Annotated in this window: 11 protein-coding genes; 6 read left to right on the top strand and 5 right to left on the bottom strand. The window is 65.1% G+C overall.

The window, feature by feature from the left end; genetic code table 11:
- Window positions 1-45 precede the first annotated feature (45 nt).
- Window positions 46-3,393, bottom strand: a complete 3,348-nt coding sequence (gene recC, locus AB0L63_RS05165) for an exodeoxyribonuclease V subunit gamma (protein ID WP_364494819.1) — start codon at window positions 3,391-3,393, stop codon at window positions 46-48.
- A gap of 261 nt (window positions 3,394-3,654) precedes the next feature.
- Between recC and AB0L63_RS05160 the strand changes: the two genes are divergently transcribed.
- Window positions 3,655-3,852 carry a hypothetical protein gene (locus AB0L63_RS05160; protein ID WP_364494817.1) on the top strand — a complete coding sequence of 66 codons (198 nt, stop codon included), beginning with the start codon at window positions 3,655-3,657 and terminating at the stop codon, window positions 3,850-3,852.
- A gap of 234 nt (window positions 3,853-4,086) precedes the next feature.
- Window positions 4,087-4,803, top strand: a complete 717-nt coding sequence (locus tag AB0L63_RS05155; RefSeq protein ID WP_364494814.1) for a tat pathway signal sequence — start codon at window positions 4,087-4,089, stop codon at window positions 4,801-4,803.
- A 32-nt stretch (window positions 4,804-4,835) separates the two neighbouring features.
- Here the strand turns inward: AB0L63_RS05155 and AB0L63_RS05150 are convergent, their stop codons facing one another.
- Window positions 4,836-6,329: a cytochrome P450 gene (locus tag AB0L63_RS05150; RefSeq protein WP_364494812.1), complete on the bottom strand. Its 1,494-nt coding sequence runs from the start codon at window positions 6,327-6,329 to the stop codon at window positions 4,836-4,838.
- Between the two features lie 176 nt (window positions 6,330-6,505).
- Here AB0L63_RS05150 and AB0L63_RS05145 point away from each other — a divergent pair, with 176 nt between their 5' ends.
- The 3 genes from AB0L63_RS05145 (at window position 6,506) to AB0L63_RS05135 (ending at window position 9,744) form a co-directional block, all read left to right on the top strand.
- Window positions 6,506-7,945: an NAD(P)/FAD-dependent oxidoreductase gene (locus tag AB0L63_RS05145; protein WP_364494809.1), complete on the top strand. Its 1,440-nt coding sequence runs from the start codon at window positions 6,506-6,508 to the stop codon at window positions 7,943-7,945.
- A 62-nt stretch (window positions 7,946-8,007) separates the two neighbouring features.
- Window positions 8,008-8,580: a phosphatase PAP2 family protein gene (locus tag AB0L63_RS05140; RefSeq protein WP_364494806.1), complete on the top strand. Its 573-nt coding sequence runs from the start codon at window positions 8,008-8,010 to the stop codon at window positions 8,578-8,580.
- A 66-nt stretch (window positions 8,581-8,646) separates the two neighbouring features.
- The gene (locus tag AB0L63_RS05135; RefSeq protein WP_364494804.1) at window positions 8,647-9,744 is read left to right on the top strand and encodes a 4Fe-4S binding protein; all 1,098 of its coding nucleotides are present in this window, start codon (window positions 8,647-8,649) and stop codon (window positions 9,742-9,744) included.
- 3 nt (window positions 9,745-9,747) lie between these two features.
- Here the strand turns inward: AB0L63_RS05135 and AB0L63_RS05130 are convergent, their stop codons facing one another.
- Genes AB0L63_RS05130 through AB0L63_RS05120 form a run of 3 tightly spaced genes read right to left on the bottom strand, consistent with a single transcriptional unit; the run spans window position 9,748 to window position 12,575 of the window.
- Window positions 9,748-10,617 carry an SDR family NAD(P)-dependent oxidoreductase gene (locus AB0L63_RS05130; protein ID WP_364494801.1) on the bottom strand — a complete coding sequence of 290 codons (870 nt, stop codon included), beginning with the start codon at window positions 10,615-10,617 and terminating at the stop codon, window positions 9,748-9,750.
- 27 nt (window positions 10,618-10,644) lie between these two features.
- The gene (locus tag AB0L63_RS05125) at window positions 10,645-11,064 is read right to left on the bottom strand and encodes a hypothetical protein (RefSeq protein ID WP_364494799.1); all 420 of its coding nucleotides are present in this window, start codon (window positions 11,062-11,064) and stop codon (window positions 10,645-10,647) included.
- A 50-nt stretch (window positions 11,065-11,114) separates the two neighbouring features.
- On the bottom strand, window positions 11,115-12,575 hold the full coding sequence (locus AB0L63_RS05120) for an MFS transporter (RefSeq protein WP_364494796.1): 1,461 nt from the start codon (window positions 12,573-12,575) through the stop codon (window positions 11,115-11,117).
- A gap of 90 nt (window positions 12,576-12,665) precedes the next feature.
- Between AB0L63_RS05120 and AB0L63_RS05115 the strand changes: the two genes are divergently transcribed.
- Window positions 12,666-13,343 carry a TetR family transcriptional regulator gene (locus AB0L63_RS05115; RefSeq protein WP_364494794.1) on the top strand — a complete coding sequence of 226 codons (678 nt, stop codon included), beginning with the start codon at window positions 12,666-12,668 and terminating at the stop codon, window positions 13,341-13,343.
- The last annotated feature ends 50 nt before the right edge of the window (window positions 13,344-13,393 follow it).

The following is a 13,393-nucleotide window of genomic DNA, read 5'->3' as shown; positions in this document are numbered from 1 at the left end:
AGGAGGCGCGCCGAACGGGTATCGCACTCGACGAAATTACGCCACTCACGGCTGGCCCTGATTCTCAGCAGCCAACAAAGGTGCCCACATGCGACGAGCCAGCGACCCGAAGCGGGTGGTTTCCCCGGGCTCGCCCGCCGGCGCGGGGGCGGCCATGAGATGTTCGAGGCGAGGGGCAGCCCCCCAGATGTAGCGCAGGTGACGGTCGGTGTGATCACCGAACGGCCCCGGACCGTTGGGCCCGCCATTGAATTCGCGTTCGGCCGCGCTCACCGCTTCGTCGGTGTTCGAGCCGCGGAAACGGCGTTCGGCGTAAACGGCGGTAGCGGACGGGGCGATCGGGAGCGGTTCGCTCAGACCGGCATCACGCAGCCGCACCAGTTGACGCAAGATCGTCAGCGCGGCAGGCGATTCCGGGGCCATGATCTCGGAACACCATGCGGGACGGCCGAATTGGCCTCGTCCCGTGGTGACCGCGCGCCATGAGCGATCCTCGGTGACCGCCAAGGCCAGCAAGGAAACCCATGCGGCGATACGGTGTTTCGGGGCGAGCCGAGAGAACGTGGTGCGTACCAGGGATTCACCGCGCACCTCGGGCACCGTGCCGGTCAGCCGGCGACCATTACCGAGATCCACCGCGATATCGACCGCGCGCGGCGCACCCTCGTACTCCGGCAACGCCGCCCGCACCAGCTTGTCCACGGTCGACTCGACCTCGTCGAGCACCGCACCGCCGAAACCGAACGGCGGCAATGTCCCTCGCCGCCACTCCGCCGCGCGCAGCGTCGATGGATCCGCGCCGGTCAGTCGCGCGGACAGCAGTCGTTCGCCCAGCTCCCATTTCGCGAGCCCGTCGAGTTCGATGGGCAGCCGGTCGGCAATATCGTCTTCGTGTTCGGGAACGCGGAGTCCGAGGCGCTGCCACAGGAATGCCCGGACCGGGTGTTCGACGAACGAAACCAAATCGGCCAGTGCGACATCCGCGAGTTCGAGCGCGGGCAGCGGCTCGGGCAGGAATGCGGGACGCGGCTGTGCGGGTTGTCCGGCGGCCCGCGCCCCGGCGAGTGCGACGGTGTCGAAGCTGAACGGGCGCTCGGCCAGGAAATTGCGACGGTCGAAGCCCTGCAACGGATGTCGGGTCACCACCGCGTCCATACCTGCCGCGCCGAGGTGCGCACGGAGTGTGTCGAGCAGTTCGGCGATCGGTATGGCGGGCGGGCGATGCGCGCCGGTCACCGGGTCGGCACCGGTGTGGAAGATCAGCAGTTGTTCCGTGGCCGCGAGCACCGCATCCAGCAGCAGCTGACGGTCCTCGCTGCGCGCATCTCGTTCGCCCAGTAACGGATTGCGTACGAGCACATCGTCACCGTCCACGCCGCTGGTGCGCGGGAATACCTCGTCGTCCAGGCCGAGCAACACCACCACTCGATGCGGTACGGAACGCATCGGCACCATCGTGCATACTGTCAGCTCGCCGGTGCGGAAATTCGCCCTGGTCGGTCGGGCCGCGAGCCGACTCGACAGCAGCACACCGACATCCGCCAGCCGCAATGGCACAGCACCCGCATGTTCGGTGGCGGCGGCGAGCTCACGACGGGCCTCGGTGCGCACCCACGCCTGACTGTCGGGCACATCGGTGAGCAGCTCGAGGCAGCGCCCGAGCACCGCCGCCCACTCCTGCGCCGGACGCGGTCCGCGCAGGTCACGCAGGCAGACCGCGAGCCGGTCGATGAATTCCGCGAACCGGCCCGCCAGATCCACATCATTGCTGTCCACATCGTCGAGCGGCAGCGCGAGATCCAGCCAGTCCTCCGAGGATTCGTCCGCGGTGACACCGAGCAGGATACGGTCCACTGCGCTATTGAGCGTGTTCTGTGCGAAGTCCGCCAGCCCGAACGCCTGCCGCTGCCGCTGCCCGATCCCCCACCGTGCACCGGATTCGGCCGCCCACTCGCGCAACCGCTCGATATCGTCGTCATCGAAACCACAACGGCGACGGACGGTTTCGGATGCCGCCAGATCCAGGACCTGGGTCACCGTCACTCGCCCGTCGGCGAGCTCGAGCAGTACCGCGATCACCGCGAGCATCGGATTGGTCACCCCGCGGCCGCGGTCGGCGAGCCGCACCCGCAGCAGATGCGCGGGATGCGCCGAATCCCCCACCGACTCGACCGATCCCACCATCTTCTGCCCGAACGCCGCGCGCACCAGCGGCGCGTACGCCTCCACCTCAGGACACATGATCAACACATCGCGCGGTTCCAGTGTGTGATCCGCCGCGAACAAGCCGAGCAGACATTCGCGCAACACTTCGACCTGTCGCGCCGGTCCGTGACACGAATGCACCTGCACCGTGCGATCGGCGAAACTCGCGGTTTCGGGCGGCCACGCATCGTCCCGGATCCCGGACTGCAGGGCGGTCAACAATGTTCGACCCGAATCTTCCTGACCACCACCATGATTCGATCCGATAGCCGCGTGATACTGGTCCACGGCACCGACCAGCCGTTGCTGAAGCTCCCGCACATCCCTGCCGAGCCCGGCAAGCAGCGGATGCCGCACCACCGTCGCACTGACATCATCGGCACGCGCCACCACGGCAGGCAGCGCACTCAACTCGGTCCACATCGCCGGACTCGGATGGGCGAGCCACAGGTGTACATCCCGCCGCTCCCCCAGCGCTGACAACACCGCCAGCTGATCGCTCGGCAGCCGCGTCACCCCGAACAGCGACAAACGTCCAGGCAGATCCACCAGCTCCGGCTGGTCCCGCAACCGCGCACAGGCCGCGTCCAACCGCTCGGCCGGACTCGGCACCCCGACCTCGGCCCGCAACCGCCGCCACAATTCCGGTTGCCACAGCAAATCGTCCGGCACCGCCCGCCCCGCACCGTCGGTATTCGAACCCGCAGCCCATTCCGCGAGCAGCCCAGGCCGCTGCGCCGCGTAACTGTCGAACAGCGCCGTCAGATGCGCGGCCGTCGCATACCGCCGACCGACCCGATGCCCGGCGGGTTCTCCGACCCCGAGATGTCGCGCGAGTACCGTACTCCACCGTTCGGCCAGCGACGCGTCGATCACCCGCAGCAACGTCCACACGATCTGCTCGGACGCCCACGGATCCGTCTCGGATCGCACGCCACTCGCCGCCGCCGTTACTTCGGCGACCAATGCACCGGGAGATGGGAATTCGATATTCGCGGCAACGCCGTCCGAGCGACCCGACACGCCGAGCACGGTCGACAGCCGCTGCGTCAGCCACCGCTCGACCCCCTTCGCGGGCACCGCGACCACCTCGGTCGCGAAGGCGTCCGGCAACGGTTCTGCAAGCAATGCGGCCAACGCATCCGCCAACGCATCGGCGCGCTCGGCACGATGTATGTGCAGCGGCATCTGCGCCCTCTCGTCGTTGGTCGGTATGTCCGCACCGCGCGTCAAGTCGCCTATCCGCACGCGTCGGCGCTTGCGCACGTTTATACGCCCAGCGACCAGCACGCAACTTCCCGGCCCCATTCCCAGCGGAGTGAAATAAGCCACACGCGAACGATTTACTTCGCCGTGTCACGTCGGATCGCATCCGTCGATGTGCAACAGTGCTCAACCGGGGAGGAACGGGATAGCTGCAGGAAAGGCTGGTTCGCGTTCATGATGGCGATGGTGATTCCCCTGATGCCGAGAGGCGGATTCACGGTCCGCCGGGTCGGTGACAGATGGGAGCTGGTCAACTCGCGCTCTTATGGTCGCGCCGTCGTCCTACACTCCTGGCCGCGCGACCGGCATGCCGAGGCCTTCGCCCACTGCTACCGCCTCAACGGTCGCACCGTCGAGGAACTGCACGCCGCATTCCACTAGAGCGAAAGACACTGTGGCACAAGCACGCAACGCCGAATACCACAGCATCGGTCAGAGCTCAAGACGTGCGTCCGGCGCGCCGATGTGCGATCGTGTTGCCTCGTGCGTCACGCCTCCGTCTCTGTTCTCGCCGCTGCGGCGATCCTGGTCCCCACTACCACCGCGCTGATTCCATCGGCCCTCGCGGCGCCTCCGGCGCATACGCAGGGCTGCATCGCCGGTTTCGATTGCGATATGAGCAGCCGAATCGCCGCTGTCGACGCGTATTTGAAGAATCGGCCCGGCGTGACCGGCTACGTCGTCCGTGATCGAGTGAGCGGCGGGGTGTACGCGAACGAGAATGCGGAGAACTCGGTCTGGACCGCTTCCACCATCAAACTGGCGATCGCCGCCGATCTGCTCAACCGCGCGCGGGCTGGCGCGATCGGTCTCGGTCCCGAGGACCGCGGCCTGATGGAATCGATGCTCGCCACCTCGAATGACCAGGCCACCGACATCCTCTGGAACAAGTACGCCGGCCTCGATCGAATGGCTTATAACAACGCCTTCCGCGCCAGCGGCATGGTGAACCTGGTTCCGCAGCCGACGAATACCGCCATGTTCCCGGACTGGTCGTTCCAGAAGTGCACCCCCGCCGATCTGGATCGGCTGATGGACTCGATCTTCACCACTATGCATCCCGACGACCGCAACTACCTGTTCGACCGGATGCGCGCGGTCGACAGCAACCAGCACTGGGGCGTGTGGGGCGCGGGCGCCGCGATGCGGCCCGGCCTCAAGAACGGCTGGTCCGAGGAGCAGGGCGGCTGGGTGGTGAACTCGGTCGGCTTCGCCGGACCCGGCGAGCGCTACACCCTGGCCGTCATGAGCGCACTCGGCAGCGACGGCGGCTACACCGAAGGCGCCGCGACCGACACCAAGGTCGCCGAACTGCTTTTCAGCGGCCGCTGAGCTGATCCTTTCAAGCGACCCGCGGGCGGTCGCTAGCGGCGACGCAACAGCATGGGCGCACCATCCCGGGGGAAAGGAATCGTCGTGAATCCCCACGGCATTCGATAGTCCCCCGGGAGCTCCCACTCGTAATCCCGCACCAGCGCGGCAATGATCGTCTTCACCTCGAATATCCCGAAGTGCATCCCAATGCATTTGTGCGCACCCGCACCGAAGGGCATCCAGGCGAGTCGATGCGATTTGTCCTCGCGCCGCGCTTCGCCGAAGCGCTCCGGATCGAACACTTCCGGCCGGGTCCACAGCTCCGGCAGGAAGTGATTGACCGTATACGCGCAATCAATCGGCGTACCCGCCGGAATGTAATGCCCGAGAATTTCGGTGTCGCGCACTGCGCGGCGCGGCAATCCGGGCACCGGCGGCATCAGTCGCAAACTCTCCTTGATCACCAGATCCAGTTCGTGCATTCGGTCCAGATCGGCGATTGTCGGTGCGGCACCACGGATTTCGGCATCGACGGCCTGCACCTCGGCGCGTACCCGCCGCTGCCAGTCGGGATGTTTGCCGAGGTAGTAAGCCACGGCGGTGGCAGTGGTCGTGGTGGTGTCGTGCGCGGCCATGATCAGGAAGATCATGTGGTTGATCACATCCGCGTCGCTGAATTCGGCGCCGTCCTCGGTGCGCGCATGACACAGTCCGGAAAAGAAGTCCGCCGACTCGGCCCTGCGCTTGCGCGGCAGCATCTCGGTGAAATACTGCTCGAGCACCCTGCGCCCGCGCAACCCGGCGCGCCAATTGCCACCGGGCACCGGATGTCGAATTATCGACAGTCCAGCATGGGTGCAGTCGATGAACGCATCGATGAGCTTGCGGCGCTGCATCCCGACATCGACGGCCATGAAGGTCTCGCCCGCGATCTCCAGGGTCAATTCCTTGATCGTCGGATAGAGCCGTTCGGTGCCGCCGGTCCGCGGCACCCACCGATCAATGGTGGCCCGCGCCACCGGCGTCAACGTCGCCAGATGCGCCTCCAGCCGCTCCCTGGTGAAGGCATGCTGCATGATCCGGCGATGAAACATGTGCTCGTCGAATTCCAGCAGCAGCAGTCCGCGCCGGAAGAACGGACCGATGAAGTAGTCCCAGCCCTGGCCGAAATCGCGACGCCGCTTGCCGAGCACCTCATCGATCGCGTCCGGACCGCAGACCAGCACCCGATCCGATCCCAGCGACGAATTCAGCGATACCGGACCGTAGCGGCAATACCGCTGCATCATTTCCGCCGGACCCCAGCGCAGATAGTGCAGGACACGGCCGAAGTACGGAAGTCCAGCATCACCGTGTACCGCGGTCGCGGTGCTGCCGCGCGGTGGTGCGGCCAGCACATGCGGACGCTCGGGAACTCGACTCAGCAGTCGATCGATGAGGTGGTCGTCCGGAATGTCGATGAGCGACGCATTCTCGGATTCGAGCCGCACGCTGGGCTTTCCCTTTTTGCTGCGGATGTGGGCGGCACGGCCCCCGGCGACCATGACAAACCTCCCTGAACGACAGAATCTATCGTATTCTCTTTTTCACATTCGTTCGCTCGAAAAGAATCCGCACATCAGCATTCGGGATCTCGCCGCGACGGCCCGCAGACCGCCGACTACCGTAAGTCGGGTCAGCAACGTTCCAGGGGCCGCACCCCAGGTTTGAGGAGCACCGGATGAGCACCCAATCTGTCGAGAAGAACCATCGCCACCGGGTGGTGGTGATCGGCTCGGGATTCGGCGGCCTGTTCGGTACCAAGCACCTCAAGCATGCCGATGTCGACGTCACCCTGATCTCCAAGACCTCGACCCACCTGTTCCAGCCGCTGCTCTACCAGGTCGCCACCGGCATCCTGTCGGTCGGCGAGATCGCCCCCGCGACCCGGTTGGTGCTGCGCAAGCAGAAGAACGCCCAGGTGCTGCTCGGCGATGTCATCGATATCGACCTCGAGCACAAGACGGTCACCTCGCAGTTGCTCAACCAGAACACCGTCACGCCCTTCGACAGCCTGATCGTGGCAACCGGTGCGCAACAGTCCTACTTCGGTAACGACCAGTTCGCCACCTACGCCCCCGGCATGAAAACCATCGACGACGCGCTGGAGTTACGCGCGCGCATCCTGGGCGCATTCGAAGGGGCCGAACTGGCCACCACCCAAGAACTGCGGGACCGGCTGCTCACCTTCGTGGTAATCGGCGCCGGGCCCACCGGTGTCGAATTGGCCGGTCAGATCGCCGAACTGGCCGATCGCACTCTGGAGGGCACCTTCCACAACATCGATCCGCGCGATGCCAGGGTCATCCTGGTCGAGGGCGCGGGCGCGGTGCTGGGCCCGATGGGTCCGAAGCTGGGCGGTAAGGCCAAGCGGCGGCTGGAGAAGATGGGCGTGGAGATCCAGCTCAACGCCATGGTCACCAATGTCGACGCGCACGGCGTCACGGTGAAGGACGCCGACGGTACGGAGCGCCGGATCGAATCCTCGTGCAAGGTGTGGTCGGCCGGTGTGCAGGCCAGCCCGCTGGGCAAGATGCTCGCCGAAGGCTCCGACGGCACCGAGACCGACCGCGCCGGCCGCGTGATCGTCGAACCCGACCTGACCATCAAGGGCCACCCGAATGTCTTCGTGGTCGGCGACCTGATGTCGGTGCCGAATGTGCCCGGTCAGGCGCAGGGCGCGATCCAGGGCGCGACCTACGCGGCCAAACAGATCAAGGCCGGACTGAATGGGCAAGCGCCGCAGGACCGCAAGCCGTTCAAGTACTTCAACAAGGGCAGTATGGCGACGGTGTCGCGGTTCAGCGCCGTCTGCCAGGTCGGCAAGCTGGAGTTCGGCGGATTCATCGCCTGGCTGGCCTGGCTCGGCCTGCACCTGTACTACCTGGTCGGCTACCGCAGCCGGATCATCACCGTCATCGAGTGGTTCGTGACCTTCCTCGGCCGTAGCCGCGGGCAGATGGCCGCCACCGAGCAGTGGGTCTTTGCGCGGCTCGCGGTGGAGGCGGTGCAGGCCGATCAGGAGGATGCCGACGAACTCGCGGCCGCGCTCGGCGCCCCACCCGCGGACAATGGGAAGGCCGCGCTCACCGAGAAGGCCGCTGACCGCAAGGTGGGCTGACCTCGGGCCATTGCCTCACCATATTTTCGCCCATCCGTGCACCCTTTGAATCCGAGTGTCGAATGACACTTGTCCTGCGGCCGTCGGCGCGGTCAAGCGTTCCGCGCGGCATCTCGGCCGGGCGCATGGAGGTGGTGACGCAGGTGATCCAGGGCATAGGCAATGCCGGAATGCGTATCGAGGTGGTCGTGCTGGCCGGGGTCGCGACGCGGAGCTGGCGGGTCGGCGGTATCGCCGCGGCGAGTCTGCTGCTCGGCGATCTGATCGCACATTGGTTGAAGCAGGTGGTCAGACGAACACGACCTGGTGGAGACCTGACAGTGTGGCCCGAAATCCACAGCTGGGCAATGCCTTCCACTCATGCCGCCGCAACTTCGGCATTGGCGATGGCCGTATTCCTGGCGGTGGACTGGCGATCGGCCTGTATGCGCCGTGCGGCGGGCACCGCGCTCGCCACGGTGGTGGTGTTCATCGGCGCGTGCATGGTGTATCTCGGTGCCCACTGGCCGACCGATGTCTTGGCCAGTTGGCTGCTTGGCACGGCCATCGCATGGACAGCGGGCAAGTTGCGCCCGAATCGCGATACCGCCGACGACTTCCCGTCGAATGTGCACGACACGCCCGGAGTGCGATGAATTTCGGCGGTCTGCGCGGTCCCTCTTTCAGAGGCCGCGTCGGTCTCGCGGTTATGAGGAGGGCCGATGTCGGAGAAACAACCAACGGGACAGCGTCGATTGGCGCAGCATCCGACCGTCAAGCGGATGGCCGAGACTGCGCGCACCACACCGGATCCGGTACTGAACGCGGCGCGACTGCGCGAACTCTGCCTCGCGGCCGGAGCCGACGATGTGGGCTTCGTACCGGTCGACGATTCGAGGGTGGCGGTCGAACTCGAGCATGCGCGCGAAATCCTGCCCTCCGCACGGACATTCGTGGCTTTCTGTGTCCGGATGAACCGGGACAACCTGCGCAGCACCATGCGCAGCCTCGCGAATACCGAGTTCAACCATGCCGACGACGAGACCAACGAGGTATCGCGCCGCATCACCAGAGCCCTGCAGGATGCCGGGTACCGCGCCGTCTACCCCGCACCCGGATATCCGATGGAGGTCGACAAGTTCCCGGGTCGGATCTGGGTGATCGCGCACAAGGTGGTGGCCGAGGCGGCCGGATTGGGCGTTATGGGTATCCACCGCAATGTCATACACCCGAAGTTCGGCAATTTCATCCTGCTCGGCACGGTGGTCACCGATGCGGTAATCGACGAACCGAGCGCCACACTGGATTTCAATCCATGTCTGGAATGCAAGCTATGCGTATCGGCCTGTCCGGTCGGCGCGATCACCGATAACGGCGGCTTCGATTTCCAGGCGTGCTATACCCACAACTACCGAGAGTTCATGGGCGGCTTCACCGATTGGGCCGAATCCGTCGCCGACAGCAATAGTGCGGCCGAGTACCGCGAGCGCGTCACCACCGGCGAGTCGTTCTCGATGTGGCAGAGCCTGTCGTTCAAACCCAACTACAAGGCCGGGTACTGCATGGCCGTCTGCCCGGCCGGCGAGGATGTGATCGGCGCCTACCTCGACGATCGCCGAACCCACCTCGACGATGTCGTCCGTCCGCTGCAGAACAAGGCCGAACCCGTCTATGTCCTGCCGGGATCTGCCGCACAGGAGCATGTCACGCGCCGGTTCCCAAATAAGACGCCGAAGGTGGTGACCAACGGTTTCCCTGACGAGGTCAACGTCCTGCTCGATCAGATCGGCCCGCGGCCGCGCCGGAAACCGGATGCATGACGATCACCAACGGAATGTCCGTTCCATGAAACGCTGCGCCTGCCCACGCTTCAGATCGGTCCAGGCCCGAACAGTCGGCGACCACCACGGCGCGATCTCGCGTGGCTTGGCGACCACCGCGTGACAGACCAGATCGGCGGCTTGGTCGACGGTCAACCCGGGAATGCGGCTGAAATCGGTCGGCGCGCTCATCCTGGTGTGCACGAGCGGCATATAGATGGAGGTCGTTGTCACCTTGTCGGCGGCGATTTCCGCTGCGGTACTGCGCAACCACACATCGAAGGCGGATTTGGAAGCACCGTATGCCGCCCACCGCGGGGCAGGCGGCATGAGCACGCCCCAGGTCGAGATATTGACGATATGGCCCTGTCTGCGTTCGCGCATACTCGGCAGCACAGTGAGCAGCAACCGGACCGGTCCGAGATAGTTCACATCGATGGTGCGCGTGAAATCGTGGAAGCGGTCATAGGATTCGTCGATCGAGCGGCGAATCGACTTGCCCGCGTTATTGATCAGCACATCGATATGGTCGTGCTCGGCCAGTAGGTCGCGCCCGAGTTTTTCGACGGCATCCATATCGGTCATATCCGTCGGATACACGTGCGCGGTGCCGCCTTCCGCGGTGATCTCGGCCGCCACGTCCTCCAGGGCATCGACGGAGCGTGCCACCAGCAGCACGATCCCACCGGCCGCGGCCAGTTTGCGCGCGCTCGCCTTGCCGATACCGTGCGACGTGCCGGTCACCAGCACGGTCCGGCCTTCGACCGCCCGACGTAGGGATTTCTCGCGCGGCCGTGCGGTCGGGTACAGCAGCCGGGACGCTACTCGCTCGGCGAGCGGGCGCCCCTTGCTCGAAGCGGAAGTGTCGCTCACCCTCTCGACTGTATGCGCTGACCTGCCCTATTCGCGATCATTTGTCGAGGTACGCAGGAGCTTGGGTAGATCCTGTCGGGGCAGATAGGCCGCGATCCGCAACCCGTCTTCAGCACGGCGCACCAGGAAGTCGCTGTAGACGTCGAGGGACCGTTCGCCGAGCGACAGCGCCCACCGGGCCGAGGTCAGCCAGCAGTGCCCACCGAGTTCGAAGGTGGTTTGCTCGACCAGCCGGGTGCGCGGCACCGACCGCGTATCGAACTGGCCGGCCCGCGCCTGCGCCGCGGCGACGAACACCGCCCGGCTCACACAGCGACTCGATGTCGGCGTGGTCACCAGTATCACCGGTTCGAAAAGGCTTGGCAGCGTGGCGAAATCCGATGCTGCGACGATCTCGTCATATCGGCGGATGAAACCCTCGATCGAGGTGATGTCATGCGAAATCATGACATCTAATTATATCGCGAATCGCATCCGAATCCGGGGAGGCGCGCCGGTCAGCGCCGGGGTGCGAATGCGGCGACCGCCGCCATCACCACCAACAGCGCCGCACCGACCGAGGTCGCCATATGCATTCCGGAGACAAAGGATTCGCGCGCGGAATCGATCAGCGCAGAATTGTCGCCCGCATGCTGGATGGTCTCGCCGAGTGTGGCCGCATAGTCGCCACCCGACCGGAAGACCAGTGCCGCAACCGAACCCAGCAGTGCGAGACCGAGCGCATTGCCCAATTCGAAACTGGTCTCGGAGATTCCGACCGCGGATCCGGCCCGCTCTACCGGCACCGAGGACACCGACACCTCCGACACCAGGGTGAACGCCAACCCATAACCAATACCGGCGATCGTGGACCCGGCCAGGTACCAAGCGATTCCGCCGTCCACGCCGACACCGATCAGCATCACATTGCCGATAGCCGAGGCCAGTAGCGCCAGCACGAAGGTGGAACGCACCCCGAGGCGGTGCCCGACCCGTGCTCCACCCATCGAGCACACGAATACCGCGATCGCCATCGGAATCCCGAGCAACGCGGCCCCCAGCGGGTCCCGTCCGGTCACCGATTGCAGGTAGACGCTGGTCAGATAGCTCATTGCCGCCAGAGTCATCATCCCGACCAGGCTGGAGCCGATGGCGACCGAGAACTGCGCCCGCCGAAACAGTCGCAGATCCAGCAGGGGTTCGGCGAGCAGTCGCTGCCGCCGCACGAAGATCGCGAGCAGCACCACACCGATGAGTCCGATCAAGAACGATGCGATATCGAACCCTTCGGCGGCGATTTGTTTCACCGCGTATACCACCGGCAGAATGCCGCCGATCGACAGCAGCACACTCGGAAGATCCAGCGGTCCGACCGCACCGGCGCGATGTTCCGGCAGTACGAACGGGCCGAAGGCGAGCAGGATCAGCAGCACCGGAATATTGATGAGGAATACCGAGCCCCACCAGAAGTGGTGCAGCAACAGGCCGCCCAGGATCGGACCTACCGCGGATCCGCCTGCGAAGAATGCGGTCCACACACCGATCGCGGCGGCACGTTCGCGCGCGTTCGGGAACAGGCTCGAGATCAGCGCCAAACTCGACGGCAGCAGCGTCGCACCGCCCATCCCCATCAGCGCCCGCGCGATGATCAGCATCACGGTACTCGGCGCGAAAGCCGCCATGATCGAGGCAAGCCCGAATATCGACGCACCGGCGAGCAGAATATTGCGCCGCCCGATCCGGTCACCGAGATTGCCCATGGTGATCAACAGGCCCGCGATGAGAAAGCCGTAGATATCGAGAATCCACAGCTGCTGTGCGGCTGACGGGTCGAGATCGAGGGTGAGCGTCGGCATGGCCAGGAACAACACCGAGATGTCCATCGACACCAGCAGCACGGGCAGCAAAAGTACCGCGAGACCGAGCCAAGCACGCCGCGAACTGGTCGAAGCGGTCTGCGCGACCTCCACCTGAGTCATGTCGATTCCCTCTCCCATGTCGCGTACACCGTACGCACAGCTCGGGTACAGTGTACGCATTCGGTCCCAAAACTGGAAGCGAGTCATGGGATGACAGAGCCGAAGCTCACCCGAGCGGCCATTGTCGATACCGCGATCACCCTTGCCGACGAGGCGGGGCTCGACGGATTGTCCATGCGACATATCGCAGAACAGATGGGTGTCGGCGCCATGTCGCTGTACCGGCACGTGGCGAACAAGGATGAATTGCTCGCGCTGATGACCGACGAGATCTCGGCGCGCAACCCGTATCCGTCGCCGGAGGGCAAGAACTGGACCTGGCGCGACCGAGTGCGCATTGCCGCCGAGGTCGACTGGGAGCTCTACCAGAAGCATCCGTGGGTATTGCTGACCTTCGCGATGCCCCGCTACAGCTTCGGCCCGCAGGGTCTGGCCTGTTTCGCCTGGCTGGTCGAGGGGCTGCGCGAGCTGAATGCCTCGACCCGCGAGGCCTCGGCCATGGCCTTCGCAGTGTGGAACTACATTTCCGGGGCCACGCTGCCGCATATCATCGGCGCACTGGTCGCGCGCAAGGAGATGAATCCGGAGGGCTCGAACGGACTGCGGGCGCTGCTGGAAGGAGATGCACAACTGCCCATTCCGCCCGCGCTCGCCGATCTGAACGGCAGTGGTGTCAGCGATCTGACCTCGGAGGATCTGCTGTATCTCGGACTGTCCGCGCTATGTGACGGATTCGAGGCACGGTACTCGAAGCCCGCTACCACTTGACCTGAACGGCACTTCAGGTTGCAGGTTTGATTGGTTCGCCGACCAATAGG

Source organism: Nocardia sp. NPDC051990 (assembly GCF_040680755.1).
In the GTDB taxonomy this organism is placed as follows: Bacteria; Actinomycetota; Actinomycetes; order Mycobacteriales; family Mycobacteriaceae; genus Nocardia.
This window is presented reverse-complemented; position numbering and strand designations above follow the sequence as displayed.